The following is a 22777-nucleotide window of genomic DNA, read 5'->3' as shown; positions in this document are numbered from 1 at the left end:
CCCGTCAGCCGAAGCCCCGCAAGCGCCTGCGTCAGCCCAGCTGCCGTATGAACGACGCCGAGTTCAAGCGTTTCACCGACGCAGCCGCCCAGTGCCAGATGAGCAACGCCGCCTTCCTCGCCTACGCCGTCGACAAGGCCGCCCGCGACCTGACCCGCACCGCCGCCGAGATCGCCACCGAACGGGAGGTCGTCGACGAGCTGTTCGCCGCGCGCCGGCACCTGGGACGTATCCATGGCCTGTTCAACCAGGTCGCCAAGGCCCTCAACTCCGGTGCCGACGTACCCCACCTCGACGTCACCGCTCACGCAGTCCTGGGCGCGGCCCGTCGTATGGAGGACGCCGCCGATGCCCTGCTCGCCCACCGCGACGGCGGTGGCCCGGCGTGATCCCCCGCATCCACAAGCGGGGCAGCGAGACGATCGGCCTGATCCGCTACCTCTACGGCCCCGGCACCCACGAAGAACACATCGACCCGCACATGGTGGCCGCCTTCGACCCGCTCACCCCCGACCCCGGCCGCGACCCGGAGGCCACCTACGGGCAGCTTCAACGCCTGCTCGACCAGCCCGTCAACGCTCTGCCCGCAGGCCGACGCCCCAAGAAGCACGTGTGGCACCTGTCCGTACGTGCCAGCCCCGAAGACCCGATCCTGTCCGACGACGACTGGGCAGCCATCGCCCGCCGCATGGTCGCCGCAACCGGCATCGCCCCCGACGGCGACGAGCAGGCATGCCGGTGGGCGGCCGTCCGGCACGCCGACGACCACATCCACATCATCGCCACCCTGGTCCGCGACGACGGCCGCCGGCCTCGCCTCCACAACGAAGCCCGCCGCGCACAAACCGAGGCCCGCGCCATCGAGGCCGACTACGGCCTGCGCCGGGTCACCCCCGGCGATGGCACCGCCGCAAAGCGCCCCACCAGCGCCGAACGTCACAAAGCCGAACGCCGGGGCCAGCAGCGCAGCCCGCGCGAGGAGCTGCGCGAGGCGGTCCGCCGCTCGGTGGCCGGCGCGGCGAGCGAAGAGGAGTTCTTCGACCGCCTCGCCTCAGCCGGCCTGCTCATCCGGCGCCGCGTCGCACCGTCGGGCGACATCCTCGGCTACACCGTCGCCCTCCCTGGCGACCGCAACGCCAAGGGCGAGCCCGTCTTCTACTCCGGCTCCAAGCTCGCCCCGGACCTGTCCCTGCCCCGCATCCGCGAACGCTGGGCCAAGACCTCCGACGACGTCACCCAGCAGCCGGCCCTGCCGCCGGTGACCGGGCCCGCGTCCTCGCGCCGGCGCGCCACCGCCGCCGCCTGGCAGGCACTGCTCGTCATCGACCACGGCAACGACGGCATGGTCGCCGCGCAGATCGCCGCCACCGGGGAAGTCCTCGACGCTCTCGCCCAGACGTCCGCAGCCCACACCCGCAACGAACTCCAGGCCGCAGCGAACGCGTTCGAACGTGCCTCCCGCTCCCACGTCCGCGCCGCACGAGGCCACGACCACGCCCTTCGCCAGGCCGCTCGCGACCTCGTCCACAGTGGCTCGGCCTTCGGCCGAGGCGAGGACGGCGCCACCACGGCCATGGCGCTCGACATGCTGATCTTCCTCACCGTCGCCGCCGCGAACTGGCACGCCAAGAAGCAGCACGCCCAGCAGGCCGAGGCCGCCCACCGGGCCGCCGCACACCTGCGCGCCGCCTACCAGGCCGCCGCCAGCCACCCCATGGCTCTGCTCCACCAACGGGGAAGCCGCCTGGCCCCAGCCTGGCAGCGCCACCACACCGCCGCCGTACGCCAAGCCCTGCCCGAGCTGGCCGACCGCATCCTTGCCGAGCCCGGCTGGCCCGCCCTCGCAGCCACCATCGCCGAGGCCCAGACCGCTGGCCACAACCCCACCACCCTGCTCACCCAGGCAGCGGCCCGAAGGGAACTGGACACGGCGGAACGCATGAGCGACGTGCTCGTGTGGCGGCTACGGCGAATGGCCGGCCTCCCCGCTGATCCCCAGAACTCCCAGGGCCAGCGAACCAGCGGAAACCGCTCTGTCTCGTCGCCGGAACGGGCAGCGCAAATCGGGACCAGGCCCGCGAATAGCTCCCCACGGCGACGCTGAAGCGCAAAACCGAGCCGCAAAAGGTAGCCGACGATCCCCGGTTAGGCTAACCGGGGATTCTCCAGACCATGGGTACGTCCACACCCACCCCCGCCCCGCCAAGGAGAACCCCTATGCCCGCATCCACCCCTCGCCCCCACGTCATGGCCCTGCTCTTCGACACGGACTTCAACCGGCCATGGGGCACCCGCACCTTCCGCCACCTCGACGGACGCCCTTTCACCGACGAGGAACAGGCCCTCGCCGATGACGCCACCCTCGAAGAACTCCAGGCCGCCGGCGTCCACGTCCACAACCCCGAGGCCGGAGCCGAGGCCGAAGCAGCCGCGCACCAACTGGCCGAGCTTCTGTTCAAGTACGTCCTCCCGCACCGTGAAGCCCTCGTCCCCTTCATGACCCACGAGGACATGCTCGAGTACGGCCGGTTGGAGACCGTCATCGCCGCGGGCGCCGACAGCCTCCGCCCGCACAAGGACTGAACACCCAGGCACGGCGCATACAGGGACCGGCGGCCGGTGGTCGGGAGCCCTCTCCGCCACCGGCCGCGCCCCGTCGTCCGCTCGGACGGCATCTCTCAAGCCAGACCGTGAGACCGCTGCCACCGACAGGCGTCCCACTCGTGCATCGCTAGATCGAACATCCGATTAGCACGGTTCCTGGGACCGAGCACACTCACACGGGAACCGACTACCGTACGGGTCGAATCGCCCTCACAAGCTCGCACGACATCACGCCTGAACAGGAACAGCCACATGCCAGTACGCCCCGAGCTGCCAGAGATCTTGAACCGGGCCGATTTCGGCGGGCTCGCAAGGCGCGAGCCGAAGAGCGTCGCGAAGATGGCCGACCGCGGACTTCTGGCTGAGCCGACCCACCAGCACCAGGGCAAGCCCATCTGGGAGAAGTCCGTGGCCATGGACTGGTTCCGCGCGCTGCAGGACCACGCTGTCGTCGTACCGGGCAACGAGCTGGCCTTCTCCGAGCTGCGGGACCACGGCATCTACATGTGCCCGGCGACGAGCAACCACCTGAGCCTGGCCCGGCCACGGCTTCTGGTCATGTACACCCCTGGCGGCGGCGGTCGCGTATTCGAGGTCACGGCGATCGAGACCGTCAAGCAGGAGCTTCCCGGAACCCGGGTCACGGCTCCCGAGACCGTGGAGATCACGCGCACGAGGGAGACCGAGGACCAGGCCGCGTACCCGTGGACGGTCTTCTTCCTCTCCGAAGTGGGTGCCATCGAGACGATCACTCCCGTGATCCAGCAGGGGCGCTATCTGACCATCGACGATGTCCAGCAGGCCATGGTGTCGGGCAAGCTCCTGGTGCCACCGCTCGACAAGGCGTTCCCCATTCGGCAGTGAATCCCGAGCATGGGCGGCTATCCAGCCCGACACCGCCGGTGAAAACCGGGACGAGAGCAGCCAGGGCACGCCCTTAGAATGACCGTCGTGACCGACAACACTCAGCAGCAGACAGCGCCCACCACCGAACTGCCGACCCAGTACGCGCCGGCCGAGGTAGAGGGGCCGCTGTACGAGCGCTGGGTAGAGCGCGGGTACTTCGAGGCGGACGCGAAGAGCGAGAAGCCGGCGTACACCATCGTCATCCCGCCGCCGAACGTCACCGGCTCGCTCCACCTGGGCCACGCCTTCGAGCACACACTGATCGACGCCCTCACCCGCCGCAAGCGCATGCAGGGCTTCGAGACGCTGTGGCAGCCGGGCATGGACCACGCCGGCATCGCCACCCAGAACGTCGTCGAGCGTGAGCTCGCCAAGGAGGGCAAGTCCCGCCACGACCTGGGCCGTGAGGCGTTCGTCGAGCGTGTGTGGGAGTGGAAGGCCGAGTCGGGCGGGCAGATCGCCGGCCAGATGCGGCGCCTCGGTGAGGGCCTGGCATGGAGCCGGGACCGCTTCACCATGGACGAGGGGCTGTCCCGGGCCGTCCAGACCGTCTTCAAGAAGATGTTCGACGACGGTCTGATCTACCGCGCCGAGCGCATCATCAACTGGTGCCCGCGCTGTCTGACCGCCATCTCCGACATCGAGGTCGACTACCAGGACGACGACGGCGAGCTCGTCTCCATGAAGTACGGCGAGGGTGACGACACCATCGTCGTCGCCACGACCCGCGCCGAGACGATGCTCGGTGACACCGCCGTCGCAGTCCACCCCGAGGACGAGCGCTACGCCCATCTGATCGGCAAGCAGATCAAGCTGCCGCTCACCGACCGTACGATCCCGGTCGTCGCCGACACGCACGTCGACCCGGAGTTCGGCACCGGCGCCGTCAAGGTGACCCCGGCGCACGACCCGAACGACTTCGCCATCGGCCAGCGCCACGACCTGGAGTCCATCGAGGTCCTCGACGAGCGCGGTGTGATCACCGTTCACGGCCCCTTCCAGGGCCTGGACCGCTTCGAGGCGCGCTCCGCGATCGTCGCCGCCCTGCGCGCCGAGGGCCGGATCGTCGCCGAGAAGCGCCCGTACGTCCACTCCGTCGGGCACTGCTCGCGCTGCAAGACGACGCTGGAGCCCCGCCTCTCGATGCAGTGGTGGGTCAAGGTCGAGACGCTGGCCAAGGCCGCCGGCGACGCCGTCCGCGACGGTCGGGTCGACATCCACCCGGCCGACATGTCGCAGCGCTACTTCGACTGGGTCGACAACCTCAACGACTGGTGTATCTCGCGTCAGCTGTGGTGGGGCCACCGCATCCCCGTCTGGCACGGTCCGAACGGCGAGCTGGTCTGCGTCGGCCCCGACGACGAGGCGCCCACCGGCGAGGGCTGGACGCAGGACACCGACGTCCTCGACACGTGGTTCTCGTCCGGTCTGTGGCCGTTCTCGACGATGGGCTGGCCGGAACAGACGCCCGACCTGGAGAAGTTCTACCCGAACTCCGTCCTGGTCACCGGCTACGACCTGATGTTCTTCTGGGTCGCCCGGATGATGATGTTCGGCCTGTACGCGATGGACGGCCAGCCGCCCTTCCGCACGATCGCGTTCCACGGCATGGTCCGTGACGAGTTCGGCAAGAAGATGTCGAAGTCGTTCGGGAACACGGTCAATCCGCTGGACTGGATGGACAAGTACGGCTCCGACGCCCTGCGCTTCACCCTGGCCAAGGGCGCCAACCCGGGCGTGGACGTCCCGATCGGCGAGGACTGGGTCCAGGCGTCCCGGAACTTCGCCAACAAGATCTGGAACGCGACGCGTTTCGCCATGATGAACGGCGCGACGGTCGAGGGCCCGCTGCCCGACGCCTCCCAGATGTCGGCGACCGACCGCTGGATCCTGTCCCGCCTCAACAAGGTCGTCGCCGAGGCGGACGCCTACTACGACGACTACCAGTTCGCGAAGCTGGCCGACGCGCTCTACCACTTCGCGTGGGACGAGGTCTTCGACTGGTACGTCGAACTGTCGAAGACGACGTTCTTCGACGGCGGCGAGCAGGCCAAGGTCTCGGCCCGCGTCCTGGGCGAGGTCCTCGACGTCACCCTGCGGCTGCTCCACCCGATCGTCCCGTTCGTCACGGACACGCTGTGGACCACCCTGACGGGCGGCGAGTCGGTCGTCATCGCCGAGTGGCCGAAGGACTCGGGCTTCCGCGACGAGGCCGCGGAGAAGGAGATCGAGCTGGTCCAGCGGGTCGTCACCGAGGTCCGCCGCTTCCGCTCCGACCAGGGTCTCCAGCCCGGCCAGAAGGTCCCGGCCCGCCTGGAGATGGCCGGCACCGCGCTCGCCCCGCACGAGGCGGCCATCCGTCAGGTGCTGCGCCTCCAGCCGGAGGGCGACGGGTTCGCCGCCACCGCCTCCCTGCCGGTCGCCGGTGCCACCGTCGCGCTCGACCTGTCGGGCACGATCGACGTCGCCGCCGAGCGCAAGCGCCTCGCGAAGGACCTCGCGGCGGCCGAGAAGGAGAAGGCCCAGGCCGAGGGCAAGCTCGGCAACGAGGCGTTTCTGGCGAAGGCCCCCGACAACGTCGTGGACAAGATCAAGGGCCGCCTCGCCAAGGCGGACGAGGACATCGCCCGCATCCAGGCCCAGCTGGACAAGCTGCCGCCGCAGTAGCACCGGAACACGCCCGAAGGGGGCCCAGACCGCCTGGTCTGGGCCCCCTTCGGGTTCTCATGACTCCGGGACGGTGGATCGTGCTTCGATCTGCTCGGTCGGTCCGGCGAAGGCCAGATACAAGGACCGAGAACTGAGGAGCCAACGGTCTTCGACCTTGAGGAACGTGTCCTCGTAGTGGCCGACCTGCGTCGGGGCCTGCGGGGGCACGAAGCCGCCGGCATGTCCGTCGACACGGTACGTCGTGAAGTAGGTGGTCGCGATGGCCGTCGACTCCGACGTGACGGTGACCAGGATGTTCGTGCAGATCCGGCGCGAGAGCCGGTCCGCGGGCCGACCGGCGAAATACGACCGAAGTGCGTCACGGCCCTCAATCCGGCGGTCGCCTTCCGCCCACTCCCAGAACCCGACATCCGTGAAGAGATCGGCCACGTCGCCCGGGTCACCGAGGTCGAGCTTGTGGACGAACTCGACGATAAGGCGCTCGCACGCCCGCTCTGCAAGCAGACGCTCTGTGGGACTCAGCGCTTCGCTATCCATCCCCATGTCGTATCAGGATGATCAAGGGCGCCGCGACAGCTTTCCTGGAGAGTGACACGCCACTCCGGCGCTGGCCCTACGGAATCCCCAGAGCCTCGTACGGGCTCGACAGAGAGAACTCGCGCTGTTGCGCGACGATCTGGGCCTGGTGGAGATCGAACTGCGCCATGTACAGAAGGTCGTCAAGGCGAGTCGGCTTCTGCTCCAGCACATCGAGGGCGATCTCGGCAGCGCTGTCGTTTCGCTCCAGCCGCTCCCGGAAGAAGTCCAGGTTCTCCTCCACGACGAGGCGAGTCATGTCGAGCTCCGAGACCTCCGCATCAGACACTCGGTCGACTCGCGAGTGCACCCGGTACTCGTAGAAGGGGCCGGCGACGCAGTGGATGCTGTTGGCCGCCCCTCGCCTGAACCGGCTGGCCAGCAGGTTGACAGCGAAGGCCCAGTCTCCCCACTTGAGGACCTTCGGGTCGTACAGGCCGCATTCCAGGGCGTCAGCCCTGCGGCAGACGATCGACGTCGGGACATGGTGCTTGCGCACCACGAGGTCCTCGCGACAGGGGTACGAGGAGATGGTGAAGCCCTCGAAGGCACCGAACATCCACGACATCGTGTGCACGAACGCGGTGTCGGGGTCGGATTCGAGGATCTCCACCGCCCTGTCCGGGTAGGACCCGGCCGCTAGGAGGAACGGCTCGGAGGCCAGCCGGTCGTCGGCATCCACCTGCATCACGTACTCCAGCCTCGCGGCCGCCAGGCCGGCGTTCCTGGCTGCGTGGTGCCCCTGACGCTGTTCGAGGCGGACGACGCGTACGCCAGGCAGCTCGGCGCAGGTGTCGATGGCCTTCAGGGTCGTGCCGTCGTCCGATCCGTCGTCCACGATCACCACCTCGTACGGACGCCGAAGAGGCTGCTCGACGACGGACTCCACGGCCTCGATGAGGTAGTCGCCGGCGTTGTGGCAGGGGATGACGAAGCTGATGCCTCCATGGCCCGTGGTCGTCACGAGGCTTCCCGTCCCTTCGTGGTCGCTGTGCCGGCGGTAGCGCGGCACCTCCGCACCGCAGTGACGGTCGCGCGAGTCGCTTCGAAGTAGGTGCGCCGCGAGCGTGTGTCCTGCTCGGCGTGGTCGTCCCAGCTCACGGTCACGTCCCAGCCCTCGTAGATCCGCTCCAGCGCGCGGCTGAGGGTGTCCGGCGCGTACCGGGCCTCGCCCTCGATGTGGATCTGACCGCCATGGGCGTCCGTCCGGGAGATCCCGGTGAAGACCTCCAGGTAGTGCACGTTGACCGATAGGGAGCTCTGTACGGCCTGGGTAAGCACGGCTTCAACGTCGCGCTGGGACAGGTAATGGAGCACGTCCTTGGCGACGAGCAGGCCGAAGTCCTCCGCGACCACATACTGCTCGATGAGGGACTCCACCACCGTGACGCGCTCCGCCAGGTCCTCGTGCGGCGAGAGTCGCCGGAGCAGCGGTTCGGCCGGGGCCTGGTCCACCGCGACGACGGTGAAGCCGGCCTTCGCCAAGGCGATGGTGTAGGCCCCGGCGCCGTATCCGAAGTCGAGAGCGCGACGCGGGATGTCGGCGGGGAGGGACGTCAGCAGGGCGCGGAACCGCACCGAGACGGGCGCATGCAGCTGCTCTCCGGTGCTTCGACCGTTCCGTAACGCGTCCGCGTAGAAGGCGTGGAGGGACGCCTTCGAGTGCTGTACATGCAAGGGGCACCACCTGAGGCTGGAGAGAGGGGCGAGGGGAGCATCTAGAAGTCGGCGATCTCGACGGGCCGGCCGGGCGTGAGCAGGGAGGCCGCCAGGGCTTCGGTGACCCGCATCGGCAGCAGGTGCGCGGCGAGCGAGCTCCTGTCCTCGGTGCCCCGCAGCCAGTTCTCCATGAGCTGCCGGTTGCTGTCGCTGTGGAACAGCCCGTCGAACGTCCTGACCGACGTGTACTGCTCTTCCGGCAGCAGGGAGGCGTTCGCCCTCGTGGTCAGCCGGGCGAAGGCGTCGATCCGGTCCGCGTTCTGCCCGCGGGGCACGTCGTAGCAGTGGACGTGCGCGGAGTAGAGGGTCGACAGCTGCGCTTCGAGGTCGACGCTGGAGGTGCGGCCGTTCTTGTTGTAGACGTCGTCCGGGAGGTCACGCCAGCTGCGGACGGACGGCGTCGTCTGCTCGAAGGACAGCGTCCCGATGGTCAGGGTCCGCTCCGACTCGACGTCGACCAGGCGGAACGTTGCGGTGATGTCCGTCTCGCCGAAGGCGTTCTCCAGGATCGCGGAGTGCGGCCAGCGGGGGTGTCCGTCCTCGAACCGGCTGGCGGCGGGCTTCGGGATCCGGAGGTACTGATCGGCGGGGAAGGCTCCGAAGGAGCTGACTTCGAGCCGGAAGCGGCGATCGGGGAACACGAGCTTGTTGAGGGACAGGCACTGCACGGCGAGGTCCACGTAGTGGTAGGCGCCGTGCATCATCATCCCGTAGCCGTACCGGTAGGGGTGATCGTCCCGCGTCTCGTACTCGTGCTGGAGGTTCCAGACGCCGCCGGCGGCGCGCAGGTGGAACGAGGTGACGGGGGCCTGCCAGTCCCGCACCCGCTCTTCGAGCGAGCGCAGCACCTCCCCGTTGTAGATGCGGTGGTACCGGCTCAGTGTCATCACGGAGTGCTTGGCACCGGTACGACCGGCCTGAGCGATCAGCTCCCGCATGACCTCGGTGATGCGGGTCGGCGCGAACCGGCCATCCGCCATGGGCGCCAGGACCGGCTTCTCCACCAGGGAGTCGATCCCGTTCTCGACGCAGTAGCGCAGGTACGCCTCGTGCGCCCGCACCTCGGTCGCGATGTACACCTTCGTCGGCAGCTCGGGCAGGCAGAGGCGCCGTAATGCGGCTCCGATCAGCTCTGGCTGCCTCTGCTGGGCGGTCACGCCACGGCCCGATTCCGGGAGGTAGACGACCTCCCGGGGCTTCAAGTCGACGCCCTGGATGCGCTCCTCGATCGTCGGCCGCTCCGACTCCAGGTCGATGACGGAGTACGAGTCGACGTGGCCGGCCTCGATGGCGTTCTTGATACAGGGCAGGTACTTGTTGGCGACGATCTCGTCGAAGCCGACCACGACGAGGTTGTGGCGACGCGTGTCGGGGCGGGTACCGGGAGCGGCGGCTCGTCCTCCGGGCTCCTCGATGCAGCGGAGGGTCGGCTGCATGGGGATCGGCGTCGATGTCGCCGGAGACGTTCGAGAGTCGGTTCTCATCCGCATTGCTCCCACTCGTGCTGTGACTGTTCGGAGCTGTTCCGAAGCAGATCGGACGTTGGTGGCCCCGGCCGTGATCGCCTTCTTCTGAAGATCGCGAAGGTGGCGTACCAGCCGGAGACGGAGCTGTCCTCCCCGGCGCCGGCGAGGAGGCGGCGGGGGCTCGTGTTCACACCACAAGGCTGCTGTCTGGGCCGCCCCGTCGGAACGTCCTCCCACCGCCCCAGGACCGAACTTTCACCGAACTTAGGCGCCCTACCAGGCCGTTCATAGCTGAGAGACGTGAACCAGGTGGCACGCTGGCCGCATGGCAGAACTCAACGGAGAACCGGTCGAGCCGGCCCAGCTTCAGAACTTGGCCCTGACCAACTACGGCCACTTCACGTCCATGCGAGTGGACGACGGGCGCGTACGCGGCCTGTCCCTGCACATGGAGCGACTTCAGCGCGACTGCCGAACGCTCTTCGGCTCTGACATCGACCCGCAGCGCGTACGCGAGCTGGCCAGGCGTGCCGCTCCCTCCACCGGATCCACCACGGTCCGCGTCACCGTCTTCGACCCCAGCCTCGACCTCGGCCACCCGGACAAGGCCAACGACCCGCACATCCTGGTGACCTCGCGGCCGGCGGGGGCCCTCCCGCTGCCGCCGCTCAAGGTGCAGTCCACGACCTACGTACGCGACGTACCGAGCGTCAAGAGCGTCGGCCTCTTCGCGACCCTGCACCACCGCCGTCAGGCACAGCTGAACGGATTCGACGACGCCCTCTTCGTCGACCAGGAGCACGTGATCTCGGAGGGAGGCACCTGGAACATCGGCTTCTTCGACGGAAGCCGCGTGATCTGGCCGAACGCCGACTGCCTCGTCGGTGTGACCATGGACCTGCTGAAGGCCGCCCATGACCACGAAACCCGCTCGGTCCGCATGGACGACCTGACGAACATGCGGGCCGCATTCGCGACCAACGCGGCGATCGGCGTCCGCGCCGTCAGCGCGATCGATGGAATCAAGCTGCCCGAATCCCACGCGATCATCGACACGCTCCGCAAGGAGTACATGGAGATCGAGGGCGACTTGTTGTAACGCTCCGAAGCCGGGCTCACACTGGCTAGGCTGGACAGGAGCGTCCAGCAACAAGGAGTCCTGGGGTGGCGACAGTTGAGCGATGGTCCGGACTGGAGGTCCGGGCCTTACGCGAGGCATCGCGGATGAGTACGGAGGAGTTCGCGGCACGCCTCGGTGTCAGCGACCGCATGGTGTCCAAGTGGGAATCACGCAAGGACACGATCCGGCTCAGGCAGGTGAACCAAGCGGCTCTGGACACACTTCTCGCCGGCTCCGCGCCCGACGTCCACGAGCGGTTCGCGAGTCTCGCCCGCTCGCTGGGCACGGTGCTTCCCACACAGGAAACCCCAAGCCCCGGACCCCAGCCTCAGCAGCATCAGGTCCGCCATCCTCGCGACGGCAAGAAGATGGCCTTGGTCGAGGCCGGCACATTCCTGTGCGGCGAGAAGAATGAGCCTGTCTGGCTCCCGTCCTTCTACATCGACGTCTTCCCGGTCACCAACAACGACTACGCGCGCTTCGTGGCCGCCACCGGCCACGAACCGCCCCAGCACTGGCACCGCGGCAAGTGCCCGGAGGCCATCCTCGATCACCCGGTGGTCTTCGTGACCTGGCACGACGCCTCGGCGTACGCGGCGTGGGCGGGGAAGGAACTGCCGACCGCCCCACAGTGGGAGAAAGCGGCCCGTGGCACGCGCGGCGACGCATACCCGTGGGGCAACAACGCCACCCCGGCCAAATGCAACTCCCGCGAGAGCGGAATCGGCTCCACGACCCCGGTGAGCCGCTACCACAGCGGAGTCTCCCCATACGGCGTTTACGACCTCTGCGGCAACACCTGGGAGTGGTGCTCGACCCGCTCCGAGCCTGGCCGCTACGAGCTCAAGGCCGGCGCCTGGACCAGCCCCTTCGCCCGCGCCACCCCCGCCGTCTTCAACGACGCCTCCACGGAGATGCTCGACGACGACACGGGGTTCCGCTGCGCGATTCCCGCGACAGCGGTGGAGATGCTGCTCGACACCTGACTCAGACAGGCGAGGGTGGGAATGTCAGCGTTCCGCTTGTGAGCGCTCGGTGGGGCCGGTACGACGGTCACCATGTACCGATGGTCGCCGCTCAACGATCGACAGTTAGCCATGCTCACCCGGATCGAAGCGGGAACGGATCCCGTTACCTCCGGGAGCCCGGAACTCGCCGTCACCGCCCGTGCTCTCAAGAGTCGGGGCCTGATCACCATGCCCAAGCACGGTGGGAGGTGGCAGGCGGAGATCACCGATGACGGTCGCTTCTACCTGGAACACGGCCACCACCCGGACCGGCCCGAGCCAGCCCCGCGCAAGCAACGTCCGGCAGCCGCCAAGCCGGAGGCCACGGCACCTCCCCGTCAGCGGGCGACGCCCCCGCCCAAGGCAAAGCCGGCGCCAGCGCGCCCTACGAAGCCGCCACTGCAGTCACCCGCGGAAATCGGCGCGGCTTTGATTGCGGAGGTGCAGAAGGCCGGCAGGTTCCTCCGGATCCCGGATCCGGACGCCGAGGAGCGGGCCCGCTATCGCCGGGCGTTCGACGCGGCACGAAAGTGCGCACCGGACGGCTTCCACCTGAAGTACAGCGGCCGGGCGAAGGGAGACTTCTTCCTCGGCCTGCTGCGTGTGACGGGTGAAGACGACACCGAATGGAACAGGATCCGCCTGGCAGGCAGCCGCGTGATCACCGACGTCGAGGACGTGATCGCGGCGGTCACCGCAGACCACAGCGCCTTCGAGATCTCGGACGAAGTCCTCCCACGGGTGCTTTCTCTCCTTCGGACCCTCGCCGAGCAGGCCCTCGCGCGGCACGGCGATATCGCGGTTTCGAAGAAGCGGAGGCAGGTGCGGCCGCTGCTCACGGTCCACGGCAGGACGTACGAGATCAGCTTCAAGGAACGACAGAAACAGGTCCGGTACGTGCCCACGCAACCGGGCCGGCGGACGTACGAATGGCAGCGGGTCACCCCGGCCCACCGGCTCGAACCGTCCGGCGAGCTGGAGCTGCAGGTGGCCCAGCAATCGGGGTACAGCTACGGCTACCGCTACGGCTGGACGAAGGAATGGTCCGACACCGCCAAGAAGCCGTTGGAGGACCAGATCGACGCTGTCCTCCGAGCGCTGAAGGCCCGCGCGGAGGAAGAGGAGCAGGCCCGGCTGGCGCGGGAGACGGAACAACAGCGTCAGCGTGAGGAGCGGGAACGGCAGGAGGAGGAACGCCGCCTGCGAGAGGCCCAGGAAGAAGAGGAGCACCGCCGGCGGAAGGCGGAGAAGAAGGAACGCACGCGGCGAGAATGGGAAGCGGCGGTCAGCGTCGCGACGATCAAGGCAGTGGACGCCGTACGGGTCGACCGGTTCGGCACCGCCCTGGCGCAGTGGCGGGCCGCAGGGGAGATGCGGGCCTTCTGCGCCGCGCTCGACGAGGCCGCCTCCACCTCGGACGACGCCCACGAAGCCGAGCGGCTTCGCGAGTGGTCAGCGTGGGGGAAGACGGAGGCTGACCGGCTCGACCCGACCGTGGCCGGCAGGAGCCTCACCGGCCACGGCCTCCACGCAGAACCCACGGACGACCAGCTAAGGCCCTTCCTCGACGGCTGGCACCCGCAGCGGCCAGAGAAAGAGAAGCCCCCGAAGCAGGAAGAACCCAAGGCGGAGGCCGAACCACCCAAGCCGGAGCCGGAGCGGTGGCGCGGCTTCACCGACGAACGTCTGGACCAAGGCTGGAGATATGGACCCCCAGGTCGCGCTCAATGGTGGAGGCGATGACGCCGTGCCCGCGGTCACGTAGGGCCTTCACCGACTTCTCCACGAGCTTGCCGAGCCGGACGACCTCCTCGCGTAGGGCGACCAGCTCGTCGTAACGCTCGGCCTTGTCCTGACCACACCACTCCCGGACGGTCCGCAGGACGGCCGCTTCCGCGTCCAGCTTGCGGTCGTCCCGGCGGCTGTAGGAGTACCAGGAGGACTGAGTGCGCTCCTGATCGATGGCCTGCTGCCTGCGGTCCACCTCCGGAAGGATGTCCTCGGCAAGACGGCCGGCCACGAGGCGCGCGATGCGCTCGGTGACCAGCCACCCGGCCAGACACCTGCCGTGTCGGTTCTCGTAGATCATCGGATCGCCTCGCAGCTCCGCGGGATCCATCCCGACAAGGGGAGCGCTGCCGTCGAGACTGCCCATCTCCAGGATCCCCGCGTCCGCGACACTGCCCCGTAGCCGCAGCTTGCTCTTGGGACGGACGAACCCGAGGATCAACCGCGCGGCCTCGAAGTCGGCACTCCCCCGCACGTGCCGCGACGCCTCGGCCAGAGCGAGCTCGCTCGCATCGTCCGCGCGGAACGCCTCGACGTCCTCCCAGCGAGCCACGAGGGAAGCCGCGTCGACCCACTCCTGCAGCCCGGCGTCGTCACCGTCGAGGAACCGCACGTGGAGCGAATCGCCCCTACCACGCCCACCCACACGCACGATCTCGACCTGACGAACCGCACTGCCCAACTCCTTCGGCCTCGCCCGGTAGGCCCAGTGCTCACCCATCTCCATGTGCCCATTGAGCCAGGTCTCGTGGCCTCATGGCGCGGCCATTGCCGAAACAACAGCCGATGGAACTCCGCTCCTCGCGCCGTCTCCGCAGCAACCCATGGCACAGGTGGCTCGGAGGCTGGTCCGCTGGCCCACCAGCACGACAGGGACCCAGCAAGGTGACGGCTCAGCCCGGCGAGGCTTGCGCATAGGCTTTCGACGCGCCTTGATGCCCTCTGCCGAGTTGACCGGTTTGATGGCGCCAGCGCTCTCCATGGCGCCATCAAACCTGCCTGTACGTATGGAATCAGCCACGCTCGGTTCCAATACCGCAGAGGGCAGTAGGGTTCCTGGTTGACTCTGGGGAAATTGTTCCGGCTCGCGGCCAAGCGGGCCGCTTGCTGTGAGGGAACGAGGCGCAGTGGCCACGACCACGACGGTGCACGACGTCATCAGGGCGATCCGTAACGGCGTCGACGGGAACCGCGATCGCGGTACGCGCTTCGAGGAGCTCATGCTCCAGTACCTCAGCACCGACCCCCAGTGGACCGAACAGTTCACCCGGGTGTGGATGTGGGCCGACTGGCCGGGCGCTGAGCACGACAAGCGCGACACAGGCATCGACCTGGTCGCGCAGGACCGGGAGACCGGCGGCTTCTGCGCAATCCAGTGCAAGTTCTACGACCCCAGCCACACACTCGCGAAGGAGGACATCGATTCCTTCTTCACCGCTTCCGGCAAGGGCGGCTTCACCCGTCGAATGATCATCTCCACGACGGAGAAGTGGGGCGTGCATGCCGAGGCCGCGCTGGCTGACCAGCAGATCCCTGTCACCCGACTCGGCATGTCCGACATTGCGAACAGCCCGGTCGAATGGCACATGCCTGCGGCCGACGAGCCCTTCGAGCTGAGCCTCCAGACGAAAAAGAACCCGCGCAAGCACCAGCTCGAGGCCATCGACGCTGTCTTCGCCGGTTTCGCAGAGAACAACCGCGGCAAACTGATCATGGCCTGTGGCACCGGCAAGACGTTCACGGGTCTGAAGATCGTCGAACGGCTCCACAAGGAGCGGGCGGCGGCTGGCGAGGGCGACCACACCACCGTCCTCTTCTTGGTTCCGTCCATCGCCCTGCTGTCTCAGACGCTGCGCGAGTGGTCCTTCGAGACCGAGCTGGAGCTGCGCCCCTTCGCGGTGTGCTCCGACGTCAAGGTCGGCAGGGGACAGCCTCAGGGCGACGACCAGGACATGGCCACCCATGACCTGGCTCTGCCCGCCACCACCGACCCCGACCGCCTGATCAAGCAGATGGCCAGCGTAGAGGCCGGCCCCGGCCTGACGGTCGTGTTCTCCACCTACCAGTCGATCGCCACGATCGCCGAGGCGCAGAAGAAGGGCCTGGGCACCTTCGACCTCATCCTGTGCGATGAGGCCCACCGCACCACTGGTGTCACACTCGCGGGCCATGACGAGTCCGCCTTCGTCCGAGTCCACGACAACGGCTACCTCGCCAGCGACCGCCGTCTCTACATGACGGCCACTCCTCGCATCTACAACGAGGACACCAAGGCTGACGCGAAGAGCGCCGACGCGGTCCTGGCCTCGATGGACGACGAGATGACGTTCGGTCCGGAGTTCCACCGGCTCGGGTTCGGCCAGGCAGTGGAGCAGGGCCTGCTCACTGACTACAAAGTCCTCATCCTCACCATCGACGAGGGCGTCGTCGCCAAGACCCTGCAGCAGGGCATGGCCGGCGGATCCTCCGAGCTCGGCCTCGATGACGCAGCAAAGATCATCGGCTGCTGGAACGCCCTCGCCAAGCGAACCGGCACCTTCGCCGACGGCTCCGGCTTCGCCGAGGACGAGGCCCCCATGAAGCGCGCCGTCGCCTTCGCCCGCTCGATCGCGGACTCCAAGTCCATCGCGGAACGCTTCAACGAGGTCGTCGACGCGTACGACGACGCCGACGACGATGTACTGCACTGCGAGGTCGACCACGTCGACGGGACCTTCAACACCCTGAAGCGCAACGTCCTGCTCGACTGGCTTAAGCAGGACCCCGGCCAGAACCAGGCCCGCATCCTGTCCAATGCCCGCTGCCTCTCCGAGGGCGTCGACGTCCCCAGCCTGGACGCCGTGCTCTTCCTCCACCCCCGCAACTCCGTCGTCGACGTCGTCCAGTCCGTCGGCCGCGTGATGCGTTTGGCCCCCGGCAAGAACTACGGCTACATCATCCTGCCCGTCGCCGTGCCGGCCGGCATGCCTCCGGAGAAGGCCCTCGCCGACAACCAGCGCTTCAAGACCGTCTGGCAGGTCCTCCAGGCCCTGCGCGCCCACGACGACCGCTTCAACGCCACCGTCAACCAGATCGAGCTCAACAAGCACAAGCCCGACAACAAGATCGGCATCGGGGCTATCGGCCCCAATGACGAGACCGTCGGTGACCAGGACGGCTCCAGCACCGCGGACAGCGCCCAGGAGGCCAAGGCCAAGGAGGCCCAGACCGCCCAGCACGTCCAGGACACCCTGTTCTCCATCAGCGACTGGCGCGACGCCATCTACGCCCGCATTGTCGACAAGGTTGGCGAGCGCCACTACTGGGAGGACTGGGCCAAGGACATCGCGCAGATCGCCGACCGTCACCGCACTCGCATCAAGGCCGCCTTGGAGATCCCTGAGAAGCAGGCCGCCTTCCAGGAGTTCGTCAGCGAACTGCGGGCCACCATAAACCCTGGCGTCACCGACGACAGTGCGATCGACATGCTCGCGCAGCACATTGTCACCAAGCCGGTGTTCGACGCTCTGTTCAAGGACTATGCCTTCGCCGAGCACAACCCGGTCTCCAAGGCGATGCAGCGGATGCTCGACATCCTCGACGACCAGGGCCTAGACGCTGAGGCCAAGACCCTCCAGGGCTTCTACGAGTCGGTGCGCGTCCGAGCCGAGGGCATCGACAACCACGAGGGCCGCCAGCGCGTCATCGTCGAGCTGTACGACAAGTTCTTCAAGACCGCGCTGCCCAAGACCGCCGACGCTCTGGGCATCGTCTACACCCCGATCGAGGTCGTCGACTTCATCCTCCGCGCCACCGAGCAGGCCCTGAATAAGCACCTCGGGCGCTCCCTCTCAGACGCAGGCGTCCAGATCATCGACCCCTTCGTCGGCACCGGCACCTTCCCTGTGCGCCTCCTGCAATCCGGTCTGATCAAGCCCGCTGACTTGCTGCGCAAGTACACGAGCGAGCTCCACGCCAACGAGATCGTGCTCCTCGCCTACTACATCGCGGCCGTCAACATCGAAGCCGCCTTCCACGACCTCGCCGGCGGCGAGTACCAGCCCTTCGAAGGCGTCGTCCTCACCGACACCTTCCAGCTCGCTGAAGGCACAGCGAGGCTCGACGGGATGGACGTCCTGGAGGGCAATAGCGAGCGCGCTAAGAAGCAGCAGAGCCAGGACATCACCGTGGTGGTTGGCAACCCGCCATATTCCGTAGGCCAGGACAGCGCGAACGACGACAACCAGAATCTTAAGTATGAGGTCCTGGACGAGCGCATTAAGGAAACCTACGCCTCGCTCTCCACTGCCAGCTCCGTACGCACCTTGTACGACTCCTACATTCGAGCCATCCGGTGGGCTTCAGACCGAATCACCAATGAGGGCGTGGTCGCCTACGTTTCAAACGGCGGCTACATCGACGGGAACACATACGACGGCCTCCGCAAGTCACTTTCCAGCGAATTCGATGCGATCTACTGCTACAACCTTCGGGGCAACCAGCGCACTGCCGGAGAGCAGTCCCGAAGGGAAGGCGGCAAGATTTTCGGTTCTGGCAGCCGGAACACGGTGGCCGTCCTAATCCTAGTCAAGGGAGGCCAGCGGGCGAGCGATGTTTGCGCTTTGCACTACCGGGATATCGGTGAATACCTTAGCCGCGAACAGAAACTCGGCATCCTGAGCGGCCAGACCCTTGAATCGGTGGAGTGGCAGACAATCACTCCCAATGAGTCTGGCGACTGGATCAACCAGCGAAACGAACGCTTCTCCAGGTTCCAGGCTCTCGTAGACACGGAGAAAACGCTCCAGCCCGCCGCAATTTTCGAGATCCACTCTCTGGGCCTCGGCACGAATCGCGATGCCTGGGTGTACAACTATTCGGAGCAGATCGTCAAGGAGAACGTCGAGTCCACCGTCGACTTCTACAACGAACAGGTCGACGGCTTCCTCGAACACTGCAAGAGCAAGGGGCTTGTCCACCCCAAGGCGCCCGACGCAGAAAAATTTATCGACCGCAATCCCCTGAAGATTAGCTGGTCATCCAGCCTCATCCCCAAGGTAGCCCGCGGAAAGAAGGTCGCTTTCGACGCGGCCAAGGTAACCACCAGCACGTACCGGCCTTTCAGCAAGCAGGCCGTGTACTTCGATCGCGACCTCAACCACCGCCCGGGCAAGTTGCCGCAAATGTTCCCGACGCCAGACCATTCGAACATTGGGTTCTATGTCAATGGCTTTCACGCGACAGCTGATTTCGCGGTCCTGGCTACCGACCTAATCCCCTGCCTGGACGTGTTCGGCAAGGGCGGCTCCTTCTTTTCCCGCCACACCTACCGCGAGCTGAACACCGAAGGTGGGTTTGACTTCGGCGACGACGAGAACACCTACGAGCAGATCGATAACATCACTGATGCGGCTCTCCGGTCATACCGCGACGCCTACGGTGACGACACCATCACCAAGGATGACGTCTTTTACTACGTCTACGGCCTACTCCACTCCCAGGAGTACCGAGACCGTTTCGCCGCTGACCTGAAGAAGGCCCTCCCTCGCATCCCCAAGGTGCGCAACTTCCGCAGCTTCGCCGAGGCCGGCCGCAGGCTCGCCGACCTGCACGTCAACTACGAGCAGGCGGACCCGCACGCAGGCATCGTCGAGAAGGTCTCCGGCGACGCGTCCGCCACGCCCGCGAGCGAGCTGTACCGAGTCACCAAGATGAAGATCCCTAAGACCAAGGGCCAGCCTGACCGCTCTACGATCGACTACAACCACCGGGTCACACTCACCAACATCCCGGAGGAGGCGTACCGCTACCAGCTCGGCCCCCGTTCCGCGATCGAGTGGATCATCGATCGCTACCAGGTCAAGGTGGACAAGGCGTCGGAGATCACCAACGACCCCAACAACTGGTCCGACGACCCGAGGTACATCATCGACCTCCTCAAGCGGATCGTGACCGTCAGCCTGGAGACGATGAAGATCGTGGACGCGCTGCCGGCCCTCGACATCCTCGACTAGGAGCTCGCCCGAGAGCCCGCCGGAGTGGCGGACTGGTTGCAGTTCTGGTTGCATTCACCCCCGTCCTACCCCGTCCGGACGGGGTCGCCCCGACCGCTCCGCCGCAGGTCAGGACACGTACGACCCGCGCCGGACCCCCGTACGAACATTTGGAAAGCGTGTTGGGGGCAACCCCTCACGAGTTCGAATCTCGTATCCTCCGCAGCCGCCTGAACAGGCGAAACGAAGACCCCGGACCGCTCCAGCGGCCGGGGTTTTCGGCATGCCCTGGTCTCAGTTGTGGTCTCGTTTATATCCGATATTCACGACATCTCGGCCAGTGCACCGGAACCGTCGCGCCCCTGTCCGGTCAAACGGCTCGCCTTCGGGGGTGAACCCTCACGTACGCCACCTGCAGCGGCCATGGGATGCACCATCCTTGATCTGCGCACGGACCACATCTGGTCCACTCGTACGATCCCGACCTCGCGAGGTGTTCCTGTGACGTCCCGGTCCACGCTGACGGCCTGGCTTGCCGGTCTCGACGCCCCGCGGCTGGGGCGTGCGCTCGCCCTGCGGAAGGACGCCTCGGCTCTCCCTGAGCCGCGCTCGCTGGACGAACTGGCCGAACGTCTTCTGCGACCGGGCTCGGTGGCGCTCGCCCTGCCGCAGCTCCCACTGCCGTGCCTCCAGGCGGCCGAGGCCCTGGCCGCCTTGGGGACGCCCATGTCGTGCGGCGCTTTGGCGAAGGCGCTGGGAGCGACGACGCACACCGCCGTTCGGGAACTCGACGCCGTGCTGGAGGCTCTGGCCGATCGCGCGCTGGTCTGGCCCGATGGCGACGGAAGGCTCCGCATGGCCGCGCCATTGCGACAAGCCTGGGAAGCGCCCTTGGGTCTTGACGCTCCGTTGGAGGAGCTCCTGGAGGGCGTGACCTCCGAGGAGCTGCGCGGCATGCTCGTCGCGCTGGGCATCAAGCCGCCCGGCACCAGGCAGCAGCGCACGGCCGCCGTCCTGCACCACCATGTCGATCCGGAACGCATCGTCTCCATGGTCGCGAAGGCTCCCCCCTCTGCCCGCGAGCTGCTCGAACACCGAGCGAGGTCCGCACCGCGGCACACGGAGTTCATCGTGTTCGGGGCTCCCGAGCCCGATTCCCGGCCCGGCGAGCGATGGGCCCTCGACCGGGGCTTGCTGATCCGGAACCGTCACGGATACAGGCCGGCCCGCATGCCCGCCGAAGTGGCACTCGCACTCCGTGGCCCCGACTGGCATGCCCCGTTCGATCCTGTACCGCCTGCCGCAGAGATGGTGTCCGTCGCCGCTGCGGAGGTGGAACGAGAGGCAGCGGCAGCGGCTACGGGCTTCGCGGCCCTCGCCGCCTCGGTCCTGTCAGTCTGCTCGTCGGCGCCCCCGGCCCGGCTGAAGTCCGGGGGGATCGGCGCACGTGAACTGGTCCGGATCGGCAAGGCCGCGCAGGCCGATGACCTCGCGGTGCGCCTCGTCCTGGAGGTCGCGTACTCGGTCGGACTCATGACTAGAGACGGCCACCGCGTCGCGCCCACCCAGAAGTACGACGCCTGGGCGGCGCAGGAACCCGCAGTCCGGTTCGCCGTACTGCTCCAAGCATGGTGGAACCTGCCGCTCACCCCGTCCCAGGCCCGCGACGAGGAGAACAAAGCGCTACCCGCCCTGGCCGGAGCGCCTCCCTGCGACGGCTGCCTGCAGGCACGCAGGGGCCTCCTCACCGCTGCGGCACGGCTCCCGGAGGGGCTGGGCGCGCGGATCGCCACGGATCTGGGCCCGCTCGTGGCCTGGCATCGTCCGCTCGCCCACCTGTCGTTCCAGGATGAGGCGCCCTTCGCCACCGCGGTCCGCGAGGCCGAGCTGTTGGGCGTCATCGCCCGGGGCTCTCTCTCCCCGCTCGGTGCGGCTCTGCTGGCCGGCAACGCCGAGGTACTGGCCACCGAGTGCCGACGGCTGCTGCCGAAGGCCACCGGCACAGCCCGGCTCGGCAGCGATCTCACGGCCGTCGTCAGCGGCACGCCTGCGGCGAGCCTCGCCGAGCTCCTGGACGCGACCGCGGACCGGGAGACCAGCGGGATGGCGTCGGTATGGCGGTTCAGCGCCAGCAGCATCCGACGGGCCCTGGACTCCGGCCGCACTCCGGACAAGGTCTCGGCCGAGCTGGCCGCCATCGCCGAGGGGTCCCGTGCTGCCCTGCCACAGCCCCTGTCCTACCTCATCGCCGATGCCGCACGCCGTCACGGCCGTGTGCGCGTCGCCCCCGCCGCCTGCGTCATCCACGGCGACGAGCCGTCCCTCCTGGCCGAACTCGCCGCCCACCGAGGGCTCTCGCCACTCGGGCTGCGGCAGCTCGCCCCGACGGTCCTCGTCAGCGCCAGCACACCTGACCAGACCCTTGCCGCGCTCCGAGACCAGGGCTATGCCCCCGTCGCCGAGGCCCCGGACGGGACCGTACGCGTCGAGAAGGTCCCGGCCCAGCGGGCCGCCGCTGTTCCGACCGCACGGAAGCCATCCGCGAAGACCGGCGGACGACTCATGACGCACACGGCAGCTGAGGTATCGGAGGCCGTCGACTCACACGCTGTGGCTGTCCGACTGCTGGCGGCCCCGCCGACCCTCCCGGACCCCGATCCCTTCGGCGTCGGAGGCCCCTTCGGTACGGACACCGAGGAGATCGTCGCCGGGTACGCGAAGCAACTGACCTACACCGACGTCCGCCAACTGAGCCATGCCCTCGACACTGGTACGGACATCACGGTCGAATACGTCACCGCCTCGGGTAGCCGCACCGTACGCACCCTCAGCCGCCTCGAACTCGACCCGCCCTACCTCGAAGCCTGGTGCCACCTGCGTGAAGCCGAACGTGTCTTCACGCTCTCCCGCATCCACGGTGTCATGCCGGTGTAGGCGAGGCCGCGCGCA

The 22777-nt window shown here is 67.6% G+C and carries 15 protein-coding genes; 10 read left to right on the top strand and 5 right to left on the bottom strand.

Translation table 11 applies throughout. The features are described from left to right. Positions 1-47: 47 nt before the first annotated feature. The 5 genes from ABZ621_RS15430 (at position 48) to ABZ621_RS15410 (ending at position 6177) form a co-directional block, all read left to right on the top strand. Entirely contained in the window at positions 48-389 is a 342-nt protein-coding gene (locus ABZ621_RS15430) for a plasmid mobilization relaxosome protein MobC (protein WP_360604540.1), read from the top strand. Next, positions 386-2104 carry a relaxase/mobilization nuclease domain-containing protein gene (locus tag ABZ621_RS15425; protein ID WP_360604538.1) on the top strand — a complete coding sequence of 573 codons (1719 nt, stop codon included), beginning with the start codon at positions 386-388 and terminating at the stop codon, positions 2102-2104. Before ABZ621_RS15430 ends, ABZ621_RS15425 begins: the two co-directional genes overlap by 4 nt. Before the next feature lie 113 nt (positions 2105-2217). Continuing rightward, the gene (locus ABZ621_RS15420; RefSeq protein WP_360604536.1) at positions 2218-2583 is read left to right on the top strand and encodes a hypothetical protein; all 366 of its coding nucleotides are present in this window, start codon (positions 2218-2220) and stop codon (positions 2581-2583) included. 273 nt (positions 2584-2856) lie between these two features. Further along, positions 2857-3468, top strand: a complete 612-nt coding sequence (locus ABZ621_RS15415) for a hypothetical protein (protein WP_360604534.1) — start codon at positions 2857-2859, stop codon at positions 3466-3468. Positions 3469-3555: 87 nt separating this feature from the next. After that, entirely contained in the window at positions 3556-6177 is a 2622-nt protein-coding gene (locus ABZ621_RS15410; RefSeq protein ID WP_360604532.1) for a valine--tRNA ligase, read from the top strand. Positions 6178-6234: 57 nt separating this feature from the next. Here the strand turns inward: ABZ621_RS15410 and ABZ621_RS15405 are convergent, their stop codons facing one another. The 4 genes from ABZ621_RS15405 to ABZ621_RS15390 form a co-directional block, all read right to left on the bottom strand. Then, positions 6235-6717, bottom strand: a complete 483-nt coding sequence (locus ABZ621_RS15405; protein ID WP_360604530.1) for a nuclear transport factor 2 family protein — start codon at positions 6715-6717, stop codon at positions 6235-6237. Between the two features lie 76 nt (positions 6718-6793). Beyond that, positions 6794-7720 carry a glycosyltransferase gene (locus ABZ621_RS15400; protein WP_360604528.1) on the bottom strand — a complete coding sequence of 309 codons (927 nt, stop codon included), beginning with the start codon at positions 7718-7720 and terminating at the stop codon, positions 6794-6796. Next, the gene (locus ABZ621_RS15395; RefSeq protein ID WP_360604526.1) at positions 7717-8433 is read right to left on the bottom strand and encodes a class I SAM-dependent methyltransferase; all 717 of its coding nucleotides are present in this window, start codon (positions 8431-8433) and stop codon (positions 7717-7719) included. The genes ABZ621_RS15400 and ABZ621_RS15395 overlap by 4 nt, the downstream gene beginning before the upstream one ends. Before the next feature lie 41 nt (positions 8434-8474). Further along, a complete protein-coding gene (locus ABZ621_RS15390) occupies positions 8475-9911 on the bottom strand; it encodes a hypothetical protein (protein ID WP_360604524.1) in 1437 nt (478 codons plus the stop codon). A 355-nt stretch (positions 9912-10266) separates the two neighbouring features. Between ABZ621_RS15390 and ABZ621_RS15385 the strand changes: the two genes are divergently transcribed. The 3 genes from ABZ621_RS15385 to ABZ621_RS15375 all read left to right on the top strand — a co-directional run bounded on the left by ABZ621_RS15385 (position 10267) and on the right by ABZ621_RS15375 (position 13811). Beyond that, positions 10267-11040 (top strand): aminotransferase class IV family protein, encoded by a 774-nt coding sequence (locus tag ABZ621_RS15385; protein ID WP_360604522.1) that lies wholly within the window; start codon positions 10267-10269, stop codon positions 11038-11040. Positions 11041-11105: 65 nt separating this feature from the next. After that, complete coding sequence (locus ABZ621_RS15380) at positions 11106-12047, top strand: SUMF1/EgtB/PvdO family nonheme iron enzyme (protein WP_360604520.1); 942 nt, start codon at positions 11106-11108, stop codon at positions 12045-12047. Between the two features lie 72 nt (positions 12048-12119). Beyond that, positions 12120-13811: a PE-PGRS family protein gene (locus ABZ621_RS15375; RefSeq protein ID WP_360604518.1), complete on the top strand. Its 1692-nt coding sequence runs from the start codon at positions 12120-12122 to the stop codon at positions 13809-13811. Here the strand turns inward: ABZ621_RS15375 and ABZ621_RS15370 are convergent. After that, complete coding sequence (locus tag ABZ621_RS15370; RefSeq protein WP_360604516.1) at positions 13741-14583, bottom strand: PE-PGRS family protein; 843 nt, start codon at positions 14581-14583, stop codon at positions 13741-13743. The genes ABZ621_RS15375 and ABZ621_RS15370 overlap by 71 nt on opposite strands. Positions 14584-14983: 400 nt before the next feature. Here ABZ621_RS15370 and ABZ621_RS15365 point away from each other — a divergent pair, with 400 nt between their 5' ends. After that, positions 14984-19849: a type ISP restriction/modification enzyme gene (locus tag ABZ621_RS15365; protein WP_360604514.1), complete on the top strand. Its 4866-nt coding sequence runs from the start codon at positions 14984-14986 to the stop codon at positions 19847-19849. A gap of 480 nt (positions 19850-20329) precedes the next feature. After that, positions 20330-22762 carry a helicase-associated domain-containing protein gene (locus ABZ621_RS15360; protein WP_360604512.1) on the top strand — a complete coding sequence of 811 codons (2433 nt, stop codon included), beginning with the start codon at positions 20330-20332 and terminating at the stop codon, positions 22760-22762. Positions 22763-22777 lie beyond the last annotated feature (15 nt).

The organism is Streptomyces sp. NPDC007863, from assembly GCF_040633895.1.
Taxonomy (GTDB): Bacteria; Actinomycetota; Actinomycetes; order Streptomycetales; family Streptomycetaceae; genus Streptomyces.
Note: the sequence above shows the minus strand (reverse complement) of the source record. Positions and strands in the feature narration are given on the sequence as shown.

What these genes read in the sequence shown, in the direction of transcription:
- ABZ621_RS15430 (WP_360604540.1), top strand. Translation starts at nt 48, where the DNA reads ATGAACGACGCCGAGTTCAAGCGTTTCACCGACGCAGCCGCCCAGTGC.
- ABZ621_RS15420 (WP_360604536.1), top strand. Translation starts at nt 2,218, where the DNA reads ATGCCCGCATCCACCCCTCGCCCCCACGTCATGGCCCTGCTCTTCGAC.
- ABZ621_RS15390 (WP_360604524.1), bottom strand. Translation starts at nt 9,911, where the DNA reads ATGCAGCCGACCCTCCGCTGCATCGAGGAGCCCGGAGGACGAGCCGCC.
- ABZ621_RS15370 (WP_360604516.1), bottom strand. Translation starts at nt 14,583, where the DNA reads ATGGAGATGGGTGAGCACTGGGCCTACCGGGCGAGGCCGAAGGAGTTG.
- ABZ621_RS15385 (WP_360604522.1), top strand. Translation starts at nt 10,267, where the DNA reads ATGGCAGAACTCAACGGAGAACCGGTCGAGCCGGCCCAGCTTCAGAAC.
- ABZ621_RS15405 (WP_360604530.1), bottom strand. Translation starts at nt 6,717, where the DNA reads ATGGATAGCGAAGCGCTGAGTCCCACAGAGCGTCTGCTTGCAGAGCGG.
- ABZ621_RS15415 (WP_360604534.1), top strand. Translation starts at nt 2,857, where the DNA reads ATGCCAGTACGCCCCGAGCTGCCAGAGATCTTGAACCGGGCCGATTTC.
- ABZ621_RS15375 (WP_360604518.1), top strand. Translation starts at nt 12,120, where the DNA reads ATGTACCGATGGTCGCCGCTCAACGATCGACAGTTAGCCATGCTCACC.